Origin of the sequence: Halorubrum ezzemoulense (genome assembly GCF_004126515.1) — an archaeon.
Lineage (GTDB): Archaea > Halobacteriota > Halobacteria > Halobacteriales > Haloferacaceae > Halorubrum > Halorubrum ezzemoulense.
This window is the reverse complement of record NZ_CP034940.1, coordinates 375,144-393,857: the sequence shown is the minus strand read 5'-3', so window position 1 is coordinate 393,857 and position 18,714 is coordinate 375,144. Positions and strand designations below refer to the sequence as shown.

The following is an 18,714-nucleotide window of genomic DNA, read 5'->3' as shown; positions in this document are numbered from 1 at the left end:
ATGCGAACACGCCAGCCCGCGGCCCGCAAGCGAGGGGTCCGGCTCGTCAGCCACAGCACGGAGATCTCCACCGAGGGGATCACCTGTCCAGCAGTCTCCCCCCGGCTGACCGAGTGGGTACCTGCGCTCCTCGCCAAACTCAGGCCATACACCGAGCAGATCATCCGCGAGTACGCCACCACGGATCCGTGGCGGACGAGCTCCCAGCTCCTCGCCAAAATCCTGCCTGCGTGGCACCACACGGACAACCCCTGGACCGACGAAGTCGCTGAAGCCGTCGCGTACACCCGCGCGATCACGACACTCGCGCTCACCTACGGAGACGAACCCACCAAGACACGCAGTCCGTACCACCAACGGCGACACGCCGACCTCACCGATACAGTCACCAGCATCGGCACGGGGCGCGGTCCGGTCAACGCCGACCTCGGCGCGCTCGCGAAAGGGCCAGTCGCACTCCATCGCGAACTCGACGATCAGCCACGCACCCTCACACTCCTGTTGGACGGCGACGCGTGGACTAACCTCACAGACCGCCGCACGGGCGTCCGCGCACTCGCGGCGATCGCCGTGCTCGCCGACGGGTTCGACGTCAGACTCGTCGCCTCCCCCAGAGTCCGCCGACATCTCTCGAAGCGGTATCCCAAGTGGAGCGAGTGCCATCTCGATCTTACTGCTAGCCGGGATCGGTCCCCCCACACCGACCACGCCAAAACTGTCGAGGCCGCATGGGAGGCCATCCGTGATCTCGACGCCGAGCCAGGGAAACGCCGGCTCCTCGGGAACCTCAAGACAGAGTACGACCGGAGCTACCGGGATCTCACCACCGACCACGCGATCGATGTCGCCGACGGCACGGTTAGCAGGTATGTCCTCGATCTCGAAAATCGTGACCTCGTCACGATCGACCGCCGTGGGAAGCACAACACCGTCCAACTCACCGACCTCGGAAATCTAGCCGTCAAGCAGTGTCTCGACGACAACAACGACCTCGTTCACCCGGATCAGCGCCGGCTCGATGGGTGTCTTACTGCGACCCCTCAACAATCCACAAGTACAGTGTCGCCCCGCCGGGCAGGTGGGGAGACACCCACTCCCGACGAGTGGGTGGCGGCAACCGGCGACCCCGACGCAGACGCCGACTACATCCAGTGGCTCAGTGGCCCTGCAAACGCTCCAAGCAACCTCCACGAGCGATTCACCACCGTCGCCCACGACGATGCCATCACGCTCGTCGACGACCAACTCCACGCGTTCGACGACGGCCGGGTTACGTACCTGAGCCACACCAACGAGGATACCCACGTCGTGCTCCAGTGGGGTGGCCCCTTGGCCACCCTGGGACGTCTCGCGGGGGCCTTACTGAGCGAGAAAGCCCTCTCGAAAATCCTCACACCCTCCCGGCTCGGCTACGAGTTCGAAGCGATCGATGACGATACCCAAGCGTATCCAACAGACCGCATCCTCCGCCGTGGCCACCAAGTCGGCTGGTACAGCGATGCCGAAACCACCTACGGGGCGTGGCGCGATCGAATCACAACGGTTCGAGACCGACTCCTCGCACAGGTTGCCGAACTCACAGGTAGCGACGACACCGCCGCCCGCGCCAACCTCTTCGAAAATCTCCACGGCCTGATCGCGTCGGCGACCCAGCTGTATCACGCAGCCGGTATCGATCTCACGACCACCCTTAGAGTGCCCGATACCGACGCCCTCGCACGCAACCCCGCTCAACGACAGGCCCTCTGTGAATTCCTCGCCAAAACAGCTCTCAAACAATCCGTCTACGGAATTCACTCGGGCTACCGCATGCTGTTCGAAGACCGGCCCGCAAAGCTGTGCCGGCGACTCCCCACCGAAACGGCCCACGACGCGACGATGGATCTCACCATGTCGTGGGTGGTTGCCGGCCCGACGATCACGGAGCTCCACGACGACATCACCGCCGCCCTCGCGAGCGAACTCACGACGGTCCGGGAAGCGATCGCTGACGGCACCGAAACCGCACCGACACTCGAAATCCCGGTCGTCGACGGGACGACCTACCCCGCCATCCGGCGGGTGATCGACGAGGTCGCGATGACCCACGACGCCCAGTGGACACCCCGCGAGCGCCAGCGACTCGTGCGGCTGTGTCTGCGCTCGTTCGGCCCGGCGGACACCCACCAGGCATGTCCGTACGACGTCGTGGTGAGCCTCCTACAATCGCTGAACGAGTCTCAAACGCCGACGCTGGCCGCGGTCGAGCGCGCAGCGGCCACGCTCCCCCCGGAGCGCTTTCGACCCGATCTGACGCCGACAGCGACGAAGCTGTACGCCACCCTACTGTGTGCCGACGGGCCACTCGGCCGCTCAGAACTGATCGAGCAAGCAGACATCTCCGCGAGCAGCTATGACCGTCGCCTGAGCGATGTCCGCGATCTCGATCGCGTCACGCCCGTCCAGCAAGGGGGCCATCGCCGGTGGGCAACGACGACTCCGACGCCACGCCCGAAGACACCGCCAGTGACGGCGTGGCTCCCGGCGAACAGCGATCGGCCCGCGCCGCTGGTGACGTATCGACAATCAACCACACCCGCCGGGCCGAACAGCCCGGATCCCGACCGCACGGGGAGAGACGATCGCAGTGGGTGGGACAGACACCCACCACTCTCGATCACCACCAAACCCAGCGGAAACACCGCTCATACCACGCGTCCAATGACGACCACCAACACGAGCCGCCAGCCGAACAGCCACGCCCACCAGCTCCCAGCCACCCAAGACCACCCAAATACCATGCCACCGACGACACACCCGACAACAGCAGTCGCGACCCCACAAACACAGCTCCCGAATGGAGGTGACCAATAGTGAGCGACCAAACACTCGATCTGGAGACCACGATCAGACGCGATCGCCCGACAGCGACGGACGGAACTGTCCAGGTCAGCACCGACAGCACTGACGTCACGGAGGGATCGCGTGTCCTCCTCGGCTTCGGCGATGACCGCGAGGTCACCTTCGCCGTACTCACGCCGACAGAAGCCCAAACGATCGCCACAGCTCTCGAAGACGCAGCCCAGCAGGCAGACGCCGCAGACACACTGGAGGACCCAACCGATGAGTAACGACAGCCTCGATTTCACGGACGAAATTGACACCGTGGGCACCCCCGACGGCGAGGATCCGGACCACGATCCAACCAACGGTCGCTGGCTCGAGACTCGGGTCGCCGAGACACTCGAGCAGTGGGGATACAGGACAGCCCGCAACGAGTACTGCTTCGGGCTCGAAACCGACGTGATCGCCCGCCAGGACGATCTCCGTGGTGATCCTGACGATTTTCTCGTCATCGAGTGTAAAGACTGGCACCAAGTCCCGGTTCAGCGGGACGCTGTCGAAGCGGTCGCGCTGCGGGCCGCACTCATGCGGGCAATGCCCGTCCTGGCTGTCTCCCGCCGCGTAACTGCGAGTGCGTGGCGGTTAGCCCAACTACTCGACGTGCGGATCGTCACCGAACAGGATCTCGACAAAGGCCAACTCCCGCCGCTGACCGAACGCCGGCCGCCGAGTGGAACACTCAACGCGCGGCGAGAACCGCTCATCCACGACGTGCGTGACCGGCTCCCGCTTCTGGTTCACCGTCGAAGCAGCCTCGATATCGAAGCCCCTGTCTTCCACATCGCGGATCACGGTCCGTGTTACGTGCCAGATCGAGCGGGCAACGACGAGTACGTTAAGGCCGCCGACAGCGACTACGAGTTCGGATAAGTACGGTGGTAGAGGGGGTAGACGACCTTTCGTAGGGTATCCTGAATATGCCTCCTTACGGTCACACAAATCTGACCACCATGATACTTATATATTACAAACGCATACAAACATATACATTTAGACTCATGCCCATCGATCTTCGAAGACACGACCCGGACGACGCGATCAATATCCGCCCGGGCACAAACAAAGCCGCAATCGTCAAACTTCTTTATCGGAATACGAACCTTGCGTACACGCCGGCAGAGATACAAAACGCACTTGATCTGCCGCGCGGCACCACGTCGACGACGCTATCTCGCCTCCATGATGACAGACTGATCGGCAAAACGAATGATGGTCTCTACCACGGACTTGAGCGACGGGATGACGTGAGGCGGTTCGCACGGAGCCTCGTTCAACTTGACGAGATGGCGGATCGGTACCCAGAGCCGGGTCTCACTCCAGATGACGTTGAACAAACTGGTGCGGGCGCACGAAGAGAGATCCCACGTGATCGCGCTGACACCGAAGAGGATCAGTCCGGGGAGGAACCAGCACCCGCGGACTGGGTCAACAGCACCGCTGCTCCTTCAACAACGGAGAGTAACACTGACGCTGACTCAGCGTCCGGTGACAGAGAGTAACGCTGCGGGATTCGATAGAACATCTTTCATATGGGCTACTACTACCCGCAAGGCAGTCTCGTGTTTGCTGCGGATCCAACCGGGGCACATAGCAATCCGCGGCCAGTAATCGTGATATCTGATGCTGATCGGCCGTACGTTGAGCAAGAAGCCACGGTTGTATGTCTAACCACACAGGCTGAGTACTCGTACGAGGTTACACGGTTGCCCGACGGCGTACTTGAAGGAGTGGAGCTGCGGAAAACGAGTTATGTGATGCCGTGGGCGATTTATACGATTCCACTATCGTCGATCCGAGATAATCTCCCGTCTGGGACCCTCACTGATGAGGGGATACAGCTTGTTGCGGATGTGATTGATCAGATGGTCCGACCGTGACATCCTCCTCGCCGTAAACGGCGAGGCTTCCCGTACCGCAGGTGGGATATTTGCTGGTCTACGACACGACCTGTTCTCTCGTGTGAAACGTCCCGCTCTCGCGGTCGAACAAGTGTGTCGATGGCTGTGCCACACAGCCGTTACTCCTATCCTCGCCGTGAGGACTCGGAGTTATCTTCTGACGCATATTCTCCGCCCCGTTACAATCCGCGTTGGCTACCAACTCGCACGACGAGCAGACGTACAGCCCACGTTCGACACGGTTCGACTTCGTGTCGTCTCCACATCGCGAACACGTTTTCGAGGTGTTCCACTCGTTCTCTTTCAGCACCGCAACACCGCGCATCTCGCCTTTGTATTCGAGGTACTGGTAGATGCGGTCGAACGCCCATGAGTGTAGTTTCTTATTCCCGGTTTTGCCCCAGTCCGATTCTCGGACGTCTTCAGGCCAACTCACCGCGAGCGTGCCGACACCGCGTTCGACACACTCCGTGATGATGGCGTCCGTCAGCGTGTGATAGAAGTGTGTCTCACGTTCGGAGAGCTTCCGACGTGCCCACATCGACTGCGCTGACGGGCCGTTCTCTCCCTCGGTGTCGTACTCGGCTCTGGTGAAGTAGTGTTTGTCTTCTTTGAGCGAGTTGCCGGGGTATAGGACGTATTCATCCGGGAACGCGACCGTTGCGAGATTCGTAATTCCGAGGTCGATCCCTGCCACGCCGTCGCCAGTCGACTCCGCTGTTTCGAGTTCGATCTTACAGACGAAGTGGAGTTTCCATTCGTCACCGTTCCGGACTGCCCGGACGTTCTGTACGCGGTTGACTTCCGAGAGATCAACGTCTGGTCGAGTCTGGTATTCGCAAAGCAGGAAGTCTGAGAAGTGTTCTTTCAGATTCGAACCTTTCGAGAGTCGGACGCGGTTGTTCTCAGGGTCGTGTTTGAACCCGTCTTCTTTGAACGTGACCGTGGAACGTGGTCGGCTGTCGCCGTGTTTGCGGTAGCCGGGCGGATTCGCCTCACTGGAGTTGTGTCGCAGATCGAACCATGACTGGAAAGCGTCAGAAAGTTCTTCAATGACTTTCTGACTGGATTGTGCGTTCAAATCTTTCCAGCACGACTGGTTCTTCATGTACGATTTCAGCACACTACCGTTTGGGATCTCGCCGGTTGCGTCCCAGATACGGTCGGCTGTCCATCGTGCGACGTTCCAGATCTTCGAGGCGGAGTCTCCGAGCGAATCAAGACCATCACAGACCTGTTGGTGGTTCTGGATGGAACCAACGTAGGTACGTATGGCCTTAATCGCCATACATAGACTATGTAGACAAACTAACTTAATGGTGTGGATGTGTGTGGAATATCCAACCTGCCGTCCGTGATGGATTGGGTCAGCGTTGTCGGATTCACTCCCGGCGTAAACGCCGGGATTCTCTCCTCGTAGAAAGATAGGTAACGACAGCCCTGATTTCACGGACGAAATTGACACCGTGGGAACCCCCGACGGCGAGGATCCGGACCACGATCCAACCAACGGTCGCTGGCTCGAGACTCGGGTCGCCGAGACACTCGAACAGTGGGGGTACAGGACGGCCCGCAACGAGTACTGTTTCGGGCTCGAAACCGACGTAATTGCCCGACGGGACGACCTCCGTGGTGACCCTGATGATTTCCTCGTCGTCGAGTGTAAAGACTGGCACCAAGTCCCGGTCCAGCGGGACGCCGTCGAAGCAGTCGCGCTGCGGGCCGCGCTCATGCGGGCAATGCCCGTCCTCGCTGTCTCCCGCCGTGTCAGTGCGAGTGCGTGGCGGTTAGCCCAACTACTCGACGTGCGGATCGTCACCGAACAGGATCTCGACAAAGGCCAACTCCCGCCGCTGACCGAACGCCGGCCGCCGAGTGGAACGCTCCACGTACGGCGGGAACCGTTCATCCACGACGTGCGTGACCGGCTCCCGCTTCTGGTTCACCGTCGAAGCAGCCTCGATATCGAAGCCCCTGTCTTCCACATCGCGGATCACGGTCCGTGTTACGTGCCGGACCGGACGGGCAACGACGAGTACGTCAAGGCCGCCGACAGCGACTACGACTTTGGGTAAGAGCGGACGCTGGGGAGGTCACACCTCATCGGTGCCATAGACTTATTTAATTGTAATACCATCGTACTACCATGAAGTACGCGAGTGTCAGTGTCAAATTCCCGGTTGAATTAGATACCGAGATCGAGCGGTTCCTTGATGAGACAGGTATTTACACCAATAAAAGCGAGTTCATCAAGGAAGCCTGCCGGTCGCATCTTCGCGAACTTAATGACGACACAGCAATCACTGCGCTTCGCCTAGAGCAACTACTCGCGCAGGCTGAGCAGAGCCACCAATCAGATGCCGATATCGATGACGAGCTCACGGCACTCGGCGAGAAAGTCGATGCAGACGATCTTGAACGGGCCATCGAAGAGGCCCGTGAGGAAACGGCCACACAAGTGTACGGATCTGATTCGTGAAGATCCTTGACACGAATCTGTGGGTATTCGGTACACTGCGAACCAACGAACAGGCAACCGAATTGCTGACAGCAATCGATCGCGGTGAGACAACATCGGCGATTAGTGCGTATATGCTCCAAGAGGCGTTCGCCGCATTCGATCGCACGAAGGGCCTCTCTGCGGCAGAACGAGACGCTGTCAAAACCAATTTTGTGACACGCCTCACCCGGATGACGGGCCTTATCGAAGCGCCATCAAGTCGTGATGCGAGCGATGCGCTTCTTCGAGAACAGCGGTCGGCGCCCACAGTGCGAACACTGGCCCGCGTCTGTGGCATCCAGCCAAAAGACGTTCCAATCCTTGTGTTGGCGTTTGAGCACCGTGACCGCAAACCGACTATTCTCACGAATGATCAGTCCTTCGCAGAATTTGAGCCGGCAGCACACTCACTTCCTGAGATAACTATTACCCACATTTCCTGACCACACCAGCATGGTCTCTCACCCAACTACTTGATGTCCGAATCCTTACTATCGACGACCTCACCAAGGAGTCGCTCCCTCCACTGACCGAACATCGACCGCCGAGAGGAACGTTCCGCACCCGCCGAGAGCCGCACGTGAGCGAACTTCGAGATCGTGTGCCGCCGCTGTTTATCCGACGGAGTGATCTCAACATCGAGGCGTTGGTGTTCTTCGCTGGTGGGCAGGGCCCGGGTTACGCGCCGGATCGGTCGGGTAACGACGAGTATGTTGACGCCCACGACAGCGACTACGACTTCGGGTGAGAGCGGGCGCTTCCGGTCACATTACCACCAGTACCATTCGTCTTTAGTTAAGCTTGATAGTAATACAATTCCGAAAAGTATGCTTGTCAGTATTAGATGTAGGAGAAGCCACAGATGAGACACCAGTACCGGCGAGATCGAGCGATAAGCAACCATCACAAACGGCGTTTTCTTGCCGTATCTGGTGTGGCTGGGCCGTATTTGAGCGAAAACCACAGCTATCGAGTATTACTGAAGATATTAACTAAAGACGAATGCCACCAGTACCGTGTTGGAATGTAACTTGGCGGAATTCTTTTGTGATGATACGATGAGGATCCTCGTATGGAACCGAATGCTGATCAGTCACAGATACGCTCCGCTCTCAAGGATGTGGTCTGTGCTGATCCGGACATCGTCTTCGCCGTTGTATTCGGATCACAGCTTTCGGGAACAGTAACGCACTCATCAGATTTTGATATCGCGGTCAAGTTCACAGCAGACTGTTCTGAACGGGACCGGTTCAAAAAGCGGTGTGTACTGTCTGGTGAGCTCCAAGGAGAGGATCGCCCGTTCATCGACGTGTCCGATATTGACTCGCTCCCGCTGGATGTCGCACACGACGTGGTAAATGGCGAGCTACTCTGTGGCGATAAACAGGCCTTCGAGCAGTTCAAAACAGACATTGAGGCGGAATTTGACGAGCAACGTGAGACGCTTCGCCGGCACCAGCGTACGGTCATCGATCGGATAGCGGAGGATGGATTGCGTAGTTGACGAACGCGTCATTGCGGTCAAGCTCGAACAGATCGAACAGTACTACGCCAACCTCAACGCGAAACTTTCCCGTCGAGAGTTCCTCTCGAGTGAATCGCCTCGGAGTCAAGCCCCGAGACAGTCACCTCGAACCGCCTGTACAGCTACGACTCGGTGGGGCGTGGTGCGTTCTCGTACTTGACCATCTTCTCGGGCTTGTCTGTGATTGTCTCGTAGATTTGTTGGAGCGTCACCTCGGCTGCAAGGAGGTTGTGATCGTCGAGGAACTTCCGCCCTTCCGTAGTGAGGCCGTAGAATTTCCACGGGTACCCTTGTCGACGTTCGTCGGCGTCGAGGGCGACTTCGTTGACCATACCAGCGTCGATCAGTTTCTGGATGTGTTTGTAGACGGTGGCGTCGCTGACGCTGGGATTGAGCTCCTCAAGTTCGTACATCGATGGAAGCTGATCGGGATGTTGGAGGATGTTGTTGATGAGGGAAAATCGCGTCTGCTGGGTGACGAAGTGGACGAGTTCACGCGACTCCATCTCTTCAGCAGTCCCAAGTTCGGTGCTCATACTGTACAGTACACGACGTGGCGACAAGTAGTTTACTCTCGAGTAAATCACGCTACGACAACCCAAAGTACTTGAAAAGGTAATTTACGACATAAACTATATTTCTCTACTATGAAAACCTCACAGTATGCCTGATGAGGAGTCGCCGGTTCCTGGTGACGTTCTCAAAAGTGCCAAAGACCAGCTTGATCAGGAGGAGATATCGCTAGCTGACAATGAGGAAGTTCTCCACGCCTTGAGCGAGTTGACGCCGGCCTACGAGAACGATCGGTCGTACTTCGTCCTTGGGAACTATGATCGAGATCCGATCCGACGGCTGAACTTAGTGGTAGACCGTCTCAACCGTCGCACCGATGCGTACGCGTTCCGAATGGTCGATATCCGTGGAGAATGGGACAACAGCATCCAAAAATTCTGTCTGATTGCTGATATCGTGACGCATCTCGTCGGTGTCGCCGAGAAGGAGCCAAGTGACTTCCTCGTCGAACAGGGATTGCTCGTCGGGACGACTGAGTACTTCGCAAAAAGTCATGTTCTCAAGCGGACGTACGAGGATGAGGAGCATCCGTTTGGCTGGATGCAAGACGGTGTCTTCGAACTATTTGACCAGGAGGAACGGCTCTATTGCTGGCGGACCGAGGAGGATCTCGTTGAGGTGGCGAGCAAACTACCTTGATGTTCTCGACGCCGTCAAGGATGTCATCGAGATGATCCAAAGCCGCTGTCATACGGTGACGAGCTCGTCACGGACACGAGTCTCAATCCGTGGCTTCAACGAGTCTTTCGTCACGAGGTTGACCTCAATACCAAGCTCCTCCGCCAGTTCGTTTTCCAATCGAACGAGATCGAATAACGTTACTGGCTTGTCGAACGCGACAAGTATATCGAGATCACTATCGGATTCTTGTTCACCACGGGCATACGATCCGAAGATACTCAACTCGCTGATCGGATACTCCTGCTCAAGTTTCGGCGTCAACGACCCCACCCTACTTCACTCGGTCTAGCGACCTCGTTCGTTGAGGGTGGGGCTTGTCAGTGATCTCGGCCTCTAACCCATAGAGGTGAGGGCTGTATGCCCTAACTCGGCGTCCGCGATCCTGACTTCAGAGCGTATTGACTGACACTCCTCCCACGGGGCGGCTGATGGCCCCGCCGGAGATACAGTTCTGCCACGTTCTTCGCTGCGTTGTAATCGGCGTGATTCTGTTTCCCGCAGTGACGGCACTCGAAGGCTTCGCTGTGGCGGTTCTTACCATGGACGAACCCGCACTCGTTGCACCGCTTGGATGTGTTTCGTGGGTCGATTGTATCCACGAACAACCCCTCGTACTCGGCTTTATACTCAACGAAATCCTTGAGCTTCCGGAAGGCCCACTCCGAGTGCCATTGCGCGAACGGCAAGTCGTCACGGATGTCACTGAGGTCTTCGAGGATGATCCCAGCGCAGTCGTGGGCGAGGGCTTCTTCGACAATCCCATTCGCTACACTGTGGAGGACGTGCTTTACGTACCGCTGTTCGCGGCCCGATAGCTGCTCAATCGTGCGATGGGCCGACTGCGTGCCTGTCCCCTGTAGTTCACCACGGACACGCTCACACTCGCGGCGATAGTGGTTCAGCTCACCAGCACCGAAGAATCGTGCCGTACTGGTGACGGCGATCTGGTTGACGCCAAAGTCAACACCCAGTACCGCTCCGTACTGCGTCGTTGACTCATCAGCGTCTTGTTTTGGCGTTCGATACCCGAGGTGGATGTACCACTCACCGTTACGGTAATGTAGCGTGGACTCAGTGTACTCCCACTCATCATCGGTGAGATAGTCGTACTGGTATCCATCCGGGTTCTCCGGTAGTGCGAGATCCGCGTGGACCCTGGAGTGGTCGCCTAGCGTCGTGAGCGTGATCTTCCTTTGGTCGGGAAAGACGGTGAGTGTTCGCCGGTCAAAGACCATCGACCGGCTGGTGAACTGCGGTTGTGTGGCCGTCTTATCCTGTTTTCGGCGTTCGATGCAGGACTTAATCACCCCAGCAACCTCATGACAGGCGAGCGTAGCGTGTTGGTCGCCCAGCTCGGTTTCCTTCTTGATCGTTTCCTTAGCGTGATTTCTGACATCGGACTTGGTGTGGCAGGTTTCCCATGCGAGGTCGCTGCCAATATTGCAGCCGTCGCGCCACTCGTCAATGGTATCGAGTAGCAGTTGCGCATCCTCGGCTGAACGAAGCTCAAGCCGGGTAATGAGCGTGCGACGGTGGTACTTGTCGTCCGACGCCATATATTCAATAAAGTGCTAACAGTATCTATATTCTGTGGTGTCGGCTCCTCCCCTCCCTACTCGCTCCCCTTCGGTCGCTCCTTGAGGAAGGGGACTCCGCCTTGTGATTAGTTGATCACGACGATGTATACGCCGCACTACAAGACCTCGAACGCTATCGGGACTTCCTACACGACGTACAGGCGTATCTCAACGAGATCGATGCGCTGTAGTTGATGAGCTATTTTGCGACCCAATTGGCGAGTTCGGGAAAACACTCGAGACAGTATTCCACCACCATCCCACGCTCGATTACGTCCGAGACAGTCTGGGCATCACGCTGTAGTTGGTCTCGCGGATCCTCGTCGGTCTCGTCGAACACATCGAATCCCAACTCACGCTCGTAGCCACAGGGAGGATTTTCGGCTCGGTGGACGATCGACGGTCCTGACTTTTGTGCCGCAGTATACTGACTATCGATCTCTACCGGTGTCGAAAGGATTTCTTCACCAACAGAGTCACGTATGGCCGGTAGTTGGTCGGGCTGAATTTCACGAAGCTCCGAGACGTGATCCATCGCGGGCTCGAACCCCATCGCGTCATCGAACGATCCATAGTCACACCGCCGCACGGGCATATACGAGAGCCGAAGACGATCCGCCGCAGATCCGACTTGTTGGCGAATGGCGCGTGCCCGATACAGCATCGACGTGTACGTCTCGTGGACAGAGTCGACATTCCAGGACGCGCTCATATCGCGCCGTATCTGGACGAGAAACACCGCACCTTCGACACCGGACTCGGTCAACAGCCCACCGTCCCCTCGTTCTTTCGACAGGCGCATTTCTGTCGCGTACGCTGGGAAACACTCAGAACACGGAGACAGGTCTCGGTTAAGCGCTTCCTCGTGTGTTAGATAGAGGTATCGTGACTCCGTCGAGACATCAGAGTGCTGTGCTGTCGTCACTCGTACCCCGGATTCGGTGACGAGTTCGCCCGTCTCCACGGCTGGCGGATCCCCGTCTGTTATCCGAGTAGCATTGTGGAACCCATGGAACGTGTCCAACTTAGGAGATCCATCGTCATCGTACCTGTGCCACCACTCAACGGCTACAGGGTCATCCGGTGCGGGCGTGTCCTCATTTAATGGGGGTAATTCAGCCGGTTCAGGGGTGTTGTATGTCATTATTGTGGGCCTCGTTCGCGGGAATTGTAAACCAGCGCGGATCGATGATTCGCAGCTGTTCGCGCTCCCCAGCTAGGTGGCATACGCTCGGTCTACTTGTTGCGTGAGATCTCGACGAGCTGGCCGTCAGTGAATTTCGCGTCGAGACTGACGTAGTCACCATCGATAGATCGGTGGAATTCGAATGTGCCGTGATATGCCGTATCCGACCACCCGTGGTGGATCTTCCGCATACTTCCCCGGCCCGTTCGATCTCGGTGTCAAATCCATCTGTCTCCTCGTTGTACCCGGGACGTTCTTCCTCAGGGACGTGCTCATACTCGGTGTCCTGCTTCAACAACCGCCCCGCTGACGTGACCTTGTAGTTCTCCAGCATCGGCTGGTGACGTGTGAGCGATTTCGTCTGCCACGTGATCTCGAATGGATCGGCACCGATATCTGGGAATGCTACATCCAGGCCGTCTTCGAACGTTAATCGATCGAATAATCCCATTAGCACACTTCAGAGAACCTAGCGGTCAGTTCCACATTCAACCTGTACTCTGCGATGCGAAATTGTCGAAGCGACATGGTGTACCCGACGGGGATGTCCCACTTTGTTGTACCCGCTACAAATAAACAAGACGAATGCCCCGGGGCGCGATCTCAAGACGATTCACAGCGCTGTCGGATTCGGTGCTCCAGTTCAGTTTGTATCTCCCGATTGGGATGTAGGAGTTGGCAGTTCAGGCTCCTGTGAGATATGACGAGACGACGAGACACATCCACACGGAGTGTGGATCTCGATAGGCTGTACCATGCGGATTCAACTAGACAGGACGGAGACTCCCCCGAGTACGTTTTCGGGTTTGAGGTTCGGTTCACGATCCAGCGAGGGCCACGCCGTCGCTTCCGGTTCGAACCCAGACAGAGCGGGCCTGGTTGGTGGCGCTTCGAAAACGAGTGGGTCGGCTGTCGCTGGCGGCCAGTCGGCCGTGAAGTCGTTGATCACGTCGATCTCCGAGTCACACTAGCCGATCAGAGAGGTCCCCATGAGCGGTGACGGCCCATACGACGGGCCGGGCGAGGACGAAGACCTCCCGCTGTATCGCGAGACAGATCTGTTCTATCTGCTGAGCCACCACCGCAAGCGCACCGTCGTGCTCACGCTCGCCGTAGCGCCGTGGAGTCGCGTCCACCTGCGGCAACTCGCAGAGATGCTTACGCTCCTGGAAGCGGATGCGGAACACCAAACGCTCTCGACAGCGCAAGTACGGACGGTCAGAACGAACCTCAAGCGGTCACATCTCCCACCGCTCATCCGAACTAGCGTTATCGCCTGGGACGACGAGCAGGCGGACGTCATCGTCCCTGGTCCGGCGTTCGCGAGCGCCCTCCACACGCACACAACGGCTGGGCATTCGCTGGCACGCTCGCCAGACGATTTATGACCAATCCTGACAACCAACATGTATGAGTGGTATCGAGCTTCGAGATGAGACGCTCTCTGTCGACCGTGCACTGAACCAACTTGATGAGCTGGCTATCGCGTTTTCAGATATCCTTGATCAGGTCGGAATTGAGCACGTCTACATTGCGGGATACGTCTCGATTCTTGCTGGCCGAGCACGCTCAACCGAAGATGTCGATGTACTGATCGAGCCGATTGATGAGGCGACAGCAGACACTCTCACAACACATCTTGAGGCGGAGAACTTCTGGGGACCAGCAATGCCGCTGTCATCACTGTACAGTATGCTTGAGAACGGCGATCCAGTCTGGGTTGCGCCAACGGATCAAATCACCCCGCATCTCGAAGTGACGCTCTTCAGTAGACTGGCGGAACCAGGAGCATTAGTGCCTCTGGCCCGGCAAAAACGGGTATGTATGAAGACCGTCCTGCCTTCGGCCAGAGGCTATCAGAACTTGCGGAACTTGGGGTAATAGAATTTCGGGCCGAGCCGCTCGACGCCATCGTCGAGCGGCGTCTCAAGACGATCTGGGAAGAACGCTCCTGTCCACACTGCGGCGCAGACAACCTCCACGCTCTCAACGGCTCTGACCGCATCTGGTGTGGCCGCTGTGACTGGAAAACCACGTACACGCGAGGGACACCCTTCTACGATTCGGAACTCACCCCAGGTGAGTTCCTCATCGCCTTCATCCTCTACGCTGATACACTCCTCAGCATTACCCAAATCGCTGAACTCCTCTCACCGTGTTACACGACGCTTCACGACCAGCTCAGAGAGTTTGAAACCGCGTTCTGTCGGGGATTTCCGACTGTCTGGGAGCGCATCTCCCAGACAGTCGATGGGCCAACACAGGTCGATGAAACACAGCAGGTGTGTTCGGGCTTCAAAGGCCAAGATCCGCCGCGGGAGGGACTCAACCGCGGCGGGTCGCCCGAGGGTGGACGTACCCGCTGGACAGGGGATCAGGGTGACGAACTGACGCTCGTCGCGGCGTGCCGCGACGTGCTTCGCGTGGTCTCAGCTCAGGAAGGAAGCGACTATGAAGATGACCTTGGGCCAGTTATCGAGGAAGCAGACGACCTCTCCCAGCCGCTGGGAGAGGTCTGGACCGATGGACTGCCAGCTTACCGAGGCATGGAGCACGATCACCAATACGTTGTCCACGACGAGAGGTACGTCTCCGACAAAGGCGTCCACACGAACCAGGTAGAGTGTCTCTGGTCAGTGCTCCAACCGTGGTTGGCGAAGTTCCGCGGCCTGTCCAAGCAGGGCTTGGAACAGGCCGCTCGGACCTACGGCTTCCTCCGGTCACTGAACCTTACTGGGGCACCGATCCACAGTCTCGTGGACTGTATCGCTGTCAATGTATTCCGCTAGTTCCGCCAGTCTACCGAAGAGCGCGAAGTGAAAACGGTCCGCGATGAGTTCGATCAGGCATCGCTTTCGCAGGCGATCACCGCACAGATCGGGTCCACATCGATTCCAATCGGGCCACTCGAACTCCAAATCGCGTACAAACTACATCTCGGCGCACAGAAAGACATTGAAGACGCCGTCCACCTGTATACCCTCTTCGAGGAAACACTTAGTGCGGCCCGCCTCGAACGATGGGCACAGCGACTCGACGTTGAGGCCGAATATGAGCGACTCACTCAAGCCTGACACTCTCGACGCGAAACACGATGGTGACTGGCAGCAGCGCATCACCGCGATCAAACGCTGGGTGGCGTATATCAACGCAGAGCCACCGGAAACGTGGGGGCCACAGCAGAACGCAGTGGTCAATGGACAGCTCACTGCTGCCCAACACGTCGCAACCTCAGCAGCCCATCAACAACACGTGACAGCAGTTGCCCAAGAGATTCGTGATCTTCAGGAGAGCGACACCGAGACATCGACCGTACGAGACGATCACGACTGATCAAGCGACCGATCAGGTGACACGAGTCGCTCGTGACGACCAACGTTATCCTCCCCGGCCGGAATAACGTCCTCTCAAGAACGATGTGGTAGCCTGCGTCATCAAGGCAGACCCTGATCCCATCCGATTCGTTGGATCGACTCAAGACCCGGAACCTCGGCAAGTCGGTCTCTGATCTCCGCTTGAGTCATTGTCGTCGTCCAACGAACTGCGACTCCAACGGTAATGACCGTGGCCGACAGTTTTGGCTCGATACTGTGGAGTTCGTCTATCAGTACGTCATCGACAGCTGCCGTCTGTGAGAGACGGTCTTCGGCGTCGGTAACGAGATCACCGTCTGCGCCACAGGGGATACGGATCGTCACGACGGCAGTTGTCGTCGAAGCTGTGTCGTTGGTATTGGTTACAGCCATTCTATCATCTCCGTAGAGGAGCACCGCATGGGCTAATTGGTCCAGAGCTGTGCTCCGAGTGCGCGAGGGACGATTCGAACGCCCGTCTCGGTCGTGGCAGGACCGCGTGGTACCGAACGCCACCACTCGCGCATGGTGAAAAATGAGAGAACCAGACTATACAGGCTCGAACGCATCGATGCCGCCGAGAACCTGCGCCGGCTTCTCGGCGTGCTTGATGAACGTGAGCACATTTTCCGTCCAGCCAGAGATATTGTAGACGTTCTCGTAGCCTTCCGGTGTTACCAGATCACCGTAGGCGGCAAGATCGACGAGATACAACGCCGTGTCTGTAGCGACCTCCGCTCGGTAGGCATTGAACGCCGACTTGACGGTCTGGGCATCGCGCGCCGTGAACGGCGTGCTGTCCCAGATCTGCATGTCGGTAAAGACGACGATGCGCTCAACGGGCTCACCTCGCTCGCGGAGGTAATCGATTGCCTTCCAGCCGTTCGTCGAATTGCCGACGGCCTCGTCGATGGCCAGCACTGCGTCTTGACGCTGGAGGACTGGCGTGTCGACGTGCATCGGAACGGTCTGGAAGTCGTCGCCGAACCCGCCGATCTCGGCACCTTGATCGGCCAGGATCGCCCCGAATAACGCGCCGATCTCTTTCAGGCGGAGCGTGCTATTCGTGGACAGCGCCATGTCCATCGACCCTGAGAGGTCCACAGCGACGAATGTATCTCCGAGTCCGTCGGGCACCGTCTCGACAGCGACGTCGATCGCCTTTTCCAGCCACCGTTCGACCGCTGGTGCTTGGACCTCCGCATTCTGGAGCGCGGTGTACGCCTGGTAGTACCGGAACGGGTACAGCGGCGCGTACCGGACTGCTTCCAGGTCAAGGTGGTCCACGATGGTGTCCTCGTCAACGCCGGCTTCAAGCATGTTCCGGAGGTTCCGGATCGACGCGAAGATCGGCAGCGTGTACTCGTCGTCCTCGATGAGCAGTTCCCAGGCGGCTTGGGTGTTGCCGCGCTCGGAGATAACCGTCTCCCAGGTGTTCGGCGACGGCAACGGGTCGACGCCGGGATAGTCGTCGAGATCGCCGCGCATGAATCGCTCGAACAGCACCTCTTGGTCGGTGTCGACGGGCGTGGGGTGGACGCGGTTGAACACGTCGTGTAGCGTCACCTCACGCCGCGACAGTTCGTACTTGCCCAGCGTGTAGGCGTCGGCCATCGAGACGAGCGCGTCTTCGATCCCGCGTCGAAGCGGCCACGGGGCAGTCCCGCCGAACAGTTGGTCGTGGATGGCAAGTGCGGTCGCCGTCTCGTCCATCCGCTGGATGATCGCTGGAGCCCACTCGCGGATGAGCGACTCGGGTGAGTCATCCTTGAACCGGTCGTCGTTGGCTGCCAGCACGAGCAGGACCTGTGGAATGTCTCGCAGGGAGAGTTCCTGACGCGCGTACGCGGCGAGTTTCAAGACGAACTCTGGATCCTCGTCTGCCGCGGCGTCAAATCGCCGGACGACAGCAGCGAGTTGCTCGTCATCGGTCTCGTAGAACGAGCCCTCCAGCAGTTGGTTGATCGTGCGCTTGTACAGTGCGAGTCGTGGGTCGGCAGGCTCGAACGCTTCTCCACCCTCGTAGTTGGTGGTTCGCGTCGCCTCCGCGACCGTTTGTTTTGGCGTGTTGAATTCCATGCTATCACGCGGAGCCGCAACAGGCGACTCCGATACCGGTGCTGCTCACACGTGCTGCGAGCAGCGAACGTCTCCGGCACGATTCGAACGTGCGACACTCGGCTTCGAAGGCCGGTGCTCTGTCCGGACTGAGCTACGGAGACAAAGACGTGGCCGGGAAACCGCTGGAGCCGGAACAGCGTGCTACCTTTACACCACGGTGGAACAGTGAGATTCCACCGCCGGGATTCGAACCCGGACTTCCGGCTCCTGAGGCGAAGGATGACTCCAACTCGACGGCCACGAGATGAGTGATGGCGACCGGAACACTGTCGGGGCGGGACCGGTGTCAAGAACACTCTTGTGCTCTCTTTGTCCGGGATGTTATCGATGGACGGCGCCACCGACAGGATTTGAACCTGCGAGTTCCTAGCGAAGCAACGCCCCGACTCGACGGTCGCCACGTGCGGCCGGTCAACC

General features: G+C 58.3%; 23 protein-coding genes and 2 tRNA genes. 16 read left to right on the top strand and 9 right to left on the bottom strand.

The annotated features are described in order from the left end of the window. The 5 genes from EO776_RS01920 (at position 1) to EO776_RS19710 (ending at position 4,760) form a co-directional block, all read left to right on the top strand. Entirely contained in the window at positions 1-2,853 is a 2,853-nt protein-coding gene (locus EO776_RS01920; RefSeq protein ID WP_129452308.1) for a helix-turn-helix transcriptional regulator, read from the top strand. Beyond that, positions 2,853-3,110 (top strand): hypothetical protein, encoded by a 258-nt coding sequence (locus EO776_RS01915; RefSeq protein ID WP_129452307.1) that lies wholly within the window; start codon positions 2,853-2,855, stop codon positions 3,108-3,110. Before EO776_RS01920 ends, EO776_RS01915 begins: the two co-directional genes overlap by 1 nt. Then, complete coding sequence (locus EO776_RS18805) at positions 3,103-3,753, top strand: restriction endonuclease (protein WP_186279041.1); 651 nt, start codon at positions 3,103-3,105, stop codon at positions 3,751-3,753. Before EO776_RS01915 ends, EO776_RS18805 begins: the two co-directional genes overlap by 8 nt. Before the next feature lie 128 nt (positions 3,754-3,881). After that, positions 3,882-4,382 carry a PaaX domain-containing protein gene (locus tag EO776_RS01905; RefSeq protein ID WP_129452305.1) on the top strand — a complete coding sequence of 167 codons (501 nt, stop codon included), beginning with the start codon at positions 3,882-3,884 and terminating at the stop codon, positions 4,380-4,382. Positions 4,383-4,412: 30 nt separating this feature from the next. Continuing rightward, positions 4,413-4,760 carry a type II toxin-antitoxin system PemK/MazF family toxin gene (locus EO776_RS19710; protein ID WP_129452304.1) on the top strand — a complete coding sequence of 116 codons (348 nt, stop codon included), beginning with the start codon at positions 4,413-4,415 and terminating at the stop codon, positions 4,758-4,760. Between the two features lie 58 nt (positions 4,761-4,818). Here the strand turns inward: EO776_RS19710 and EO776_RS01895 are convergent, their stop codons facing one another. Then, on the bottom strand, positions 4,819-6,069 hold the full coding sequence (locus EO776_RS01895; RefSeq protein ID WP_094519895.1) for an RNA-guided endonuclease InsQ/TnpB family protein: 1,251 nt from the start codon (positions 6,067-6,069) through the stop codon (positions 4,819-4,821). A gap of 178 nt (positions 6,070-6,247) precedes the next feature. Here EO776_RS01895 and EO776_RS18800 point away from each other — a divergent pair, with 178 nt between their 5' ends. From EO776_RS18800 to mntA, 5 genes are all read left to right on the top strand, one after another. Next, the gene (locus EO776_RS18800) at positions 6,248-6,856 is read left to right on the top strand and encodes a restriction endonuclease (RefSeq protein WP_186279040.1); all 609 of its coding nucleotides are present in this window, start codon (positions 6,248-6,250) and stop codon (positions 6,854-6,856) included. A gap of 71 nt (positions 6,857-6,927) precedes the next feature. Continuing rightward, complete coding sequence (locus EO776_RS01885; RefSeq protein ID WP_089309126.1) at positions 6,928-7,260, top strand: ribbon-helix-helix domain-containing protein; 333 nt, start codon at positions 6,928-6,930, stop codon at positions 7,258-7,260. Beyond that, a complete protein-coding gene (locus EO776_RS01880; RefSeq protein WP_089309125.1) occupies positions 7,257-7,724 on the top strand; it encodes a hypothetical protein in 468 nt (155 codons plus the stop codon). Before EO776_RS01885 ends, EO776_RS01880 begins: the two co-directional genes overlap by 4 nt. A gap of 137 nt (positions 7,725-7,861) precedes the next feature. After that, on the top strand, positions 7,862-8,029 hold the full coding sequence (locus EO776_RS18795) for a hypothetical protein (protein WP_176450732.1): 168 nt from the start codon (positions 7,862-7,864) through the stop codon (positions 8,027-8,029). 324 nt (positions 8,030-8,353) lie between these two features. Further along, positions 8,354-8,785, top strand: a complete 432-nt coding sequence (mntA, locus tag EO776_RS01875; RefSeq protein WP_186279039.1) for a type VII toxin-antitoxin system MntA family adenylyltransferase antitoxin — start codon at positions 8,354-8,356, stop codon at positions 8,783-8,785. Between the two features lie 143 nt (positions 8,786-8,928). On the opposite strand, the gene EO776_RS01870 is transcribed toward mntA, so the two are convergent. Further along, on the bottom strand, positions 8,929-9,342 hold the full coding sequence (locus EO776_RS01870) for a MarR family winged helix-turn-helix transcriptional regulator (RefSeq protein WP_129452303.1): 414 nt from the start codon (positions 9,340-9,342) through the stop codon (positions 8,929-8,931). A 127-nt stretch (positions 9,343-9,469) separates the two neighbouring features. On the opposite strand from EO776_RS01870, the gene EO776_RS01865 reads away from it, so the two are divergent. Then, complete coding sequence (locus EO776_RS01865; RefSeq protein WP_094580561.1) at positions 9,470-10,018, top strand: hypothetical protein; 549 nt, start codon at positions 9,470-9,472, stop codon at positions 10,016-10,018. 48 nt (positions 10,019-10,066) lie between these two features. Here the strand turns inward: EO776_RS01865 and EO776_RS01860 are convergent, their stop codons facing one another. The 3 genes from EO776_RS01860 to EO776_RS01850 all read right to left on the bottom strand — a co-directional run bounded on the left by EO776_RS01860 (position 10,067) and on the right by EO776_RS01850 (position 12,781). Then, positions 10,067-10,330, bottom strand: a complete 264-nt coding sequence (locus tag EO776_RS01860; RefSeq protein WP_129452302.1) for a nucleotidyltransferase family protein — start codon at positions 10,328-10,330, stop codon at positions 10,067-10,069. A gap of 92 nt (positions 10,331-10,422) precedes the next feature. After that, positions 10,423-11,616 (bottom strand): RNA-guided endonuclease InsQ/TnpB family protein, encoded by a 1,194-nt coding sequence (locus EO776_RS01855; protein ID WP_129452301.1) that lies wholly within the window; start codon positions 11,614-11,616, stop codon positions 10,423-10,425. A gap of 220 nt (positions 11,617-11,836) precedes the next feature. Then, a complete protein-coding gene (locus tag EO776_RS01850) occupies positions 11,837-12,781 on the bottom strand; it encodes a hypothetical protein (RefSeq protein ID WP_089309120.1) in 945 nt (314 codons plus the stop codon). 1,031 nt (positions 12,782-13,812) lie between these two features. Here EO776_RS01850 and EO776_RS01840 point away from each other — a divergent pair. Genes EO776_RS01840 through EO776_RS01820 form a run of 5 tightly spaced genes read left to right on the top strand, consistent with a single transcriptional unit; the run spans position 13,813 to position 16,156 of the window. Continuing rightward, positions 13,813-14,211, top strand: coding sequence for a DUF7344 domain-containing protein (locus tag EO776_RS01840; RefSeq protein ID WP_089309118.1), 399 nt, complete (start codon positions 13,813-13,815; stop codon positions 14,209-14,211). A 22-nt stretch (positions 14,212-14,233) separates the two neighbouring features. Continuing rightward, positions 14,234-14,704: a hypothetical protein gene (locus EO776_RS01835; protein ID WP_246041467.1), complete on the top strand. Its 471-nt coding sequence runs from the start codon at positions 14,234-14,236 to the stop codon at positions 14,702-14,704. Next, entirely contained in the window at positions 14,644-15,612 is a 969-nt protein-coding gene (locus EO776_RS01830) for an IS1595 family transposase (RefSeq protein WP_129452300.1), read from the top strand. The genes EO776_RS01835 and EO776_RS01830 overlap by 61 nt, the downstream gene beginning before the upstream one ends. A gap of 27 nt (positions 15,613-15,639) precedes the next feature. Then, entirely contained in the window at positions 15,640-15,897 is a 258-nt protein-coding gene (locus EO776_RS01825; protein ID WP_246041466.1) for a hypothetical protein, read from the top strand. Further along, positions 15,875-16,156, top strand: a complete 282-nt coding sequence (locus tag EO776_RS01820; protein ID WP_089309116.1) for a hypothetical protein — start codon at positions 15,875-15,877, stop codon at positions 16,154-16,156. The genes EO776_RS01825 and EO776_RS01820 overlap by 23 nt, the downstream gene beginning before the upstream one ends. Before the next feature lie 101 nt (positions 16,157-16,257). Here the strand turns inward: EO776_RS01820 and EO776_RS01815 are convergent, their stop codons facing one another. The 4 genes from EO776_RS01815 to EO776_RS01800 form a co-directional block, all read right to left on the bottom strand. After that, on the bottom strand, positions 16,258-16,593 hold the full coding sequence (locus EO776_RS01815; protein WP_129452299.1) for a hypothetical protein: 336 nt from the start codon (positions 16,591-16,593) through the stop codon (positions 16,258-16,260). Positions 16,594-16,628: 35 nt separating this feature from the next. Beyond that, a tRNA-Gly gene (locus EO776_RS01810) sits at positions 16,629-16,701 on the bottom strand. 24 nt (positions 16,702-16,725) lie between these two features. Next, positions 16,726-18,255: a TROVE domain-containing protein gene (locus EO776_RS01805; RefSeq protein ID WP_129452298.1), complete on the bottom strand. Its 1,530-nt coding sequence runs from the start codon at positions 18,253-18,255 to the stop codon at positions 16,726-16,728. A 68-nt stretch (positions 18,256-18,323) separates the two neighbouring features. Beyond that, positions 18,324-18,398 (bottom strand) — tRNA-Arg (locus EO776_RS01800). Between the last annotated feature and the right edge of the window lie 316 nt (positions 18,399-18,714).

What these genes read in the sequence shown, in the direction of transcription:
- EO776_RS01920 (WP_129452308.1), top strand. Translation starts at nt 1, where the DNA reads ATGCGAACACGCCAGCCCGCGGCCCGCAAGCGAGGGGTCCGGCTCGTC.
- EO776_RS18805 (WP_186279041.1), top strand. Translation starts at nt 3,103, where the DNA reads ATGAGTAACGACAGCCTCGATTTCACGGACGAAATTGACACCGTGGGC.
- EO776_RS01905 (WP_129452305.1), top strand. Translation starts at nt 3,882, where the DNA reads ATGCCCATCGATCTTCGAAGACACGACCCGGACGACGCGATCAATATC.
- EO776_RS19710 (WP_129452304.1), top strand. Translation starts at nt 4,413, where the DNA reads ATGGGCTACTACTACCCGCAAGGCAGTCTCGTGTTTGCTGCGGATCCA.
- EO776_RS01895 (WP_094519895.1), bottom strand. Translation starts at nt 6,069, where the DNA reads ATGGCGATTAAGGCCATACGTACCTACGTTGGTTCCATCCAGAACCAC.
- EO776_RS01885 (WP_089309126.1), top strand. Translation starts at nt 6,928, where the DNA reads ATGAAGTACGCGAGTGTCAGTGTCAAATTCCCGGTTGAATTAGATACC.
- mntA (WP_186279039.1), top strand. Translation starts at nt 8,354, where the DNA reads ATGGAACCGAATGCTGATCAGTCACAGATACGCTCCGCTCTCAAGGAT.
- EO776_RS01870 (WP_129452303.1), bottom strand. Translation starts at nt 9,342, where the DNA reads ATGAGCACCGAACTTGGGACTGCTGAAGAGATGGAGTCGCGTGAACTC.
- EO776_RS01865 (WP_094580561.1), top strand. Translation starts at nt 9,470, where the DNA reads ATGCCTGATGAGGAGTCGCCGGTTCCTGGTGACGTTCTCAAAAGTGCC.
- EO776_RS01855 (WP_129452301.1), bottom strand. Translation starts at nt 11,616, where the DNA reads ATGGCGTCGGACGACAAGTACCACCGTCGCACGCTCATTACCCGGCTT.
- EO776_RS01850 (WP_089309120.1), bottom strand. Translation starts at nt 12,781, where the DNA reads ATGACATACAACACCCCTGAACCGGCTGAATTACCCCCATTAAATGAG.
- EO776_RS01840 (WP_089309118.1), top strand. Translation starts at nt 13,813, where the DNA reads ATGAGCGGTGACGGCCCATACGACGGGCCGGGCGAGGACGAAGACCTC.
- EO776_RS01835 (WP_246041467.1), top strand. Translation starts at nt 14,234, where the DNA reads ATGAGTGGTATCGAGCTTCGAGATGAGACGCTCTCTGTCGACCGTGCA.
- EO776_RS01830 (WP_129452300.1), top strand. Translation starts at nt 14,644, where the DNA reads ATGTATGAAGACCGTCCTGCCTTCGGCCAGAGGCTATCAGAACTTGCG.
- EO776_RS01820 (WP_089309116.1), top strand. Translation starts at nt 15,875, where the DNA reads ATGAGCGACTCACTCAAGCCTGACACTCTCGACGCGAAACACGATGGT.
- EO776_RS01805 (WP_129452298.1), bottom strand. Translation starts at nt 18,255, where the DNA reads ATGGAATTCAACACGCCAAAACAAACGGTCGCGGAGGCGACGCGAACC.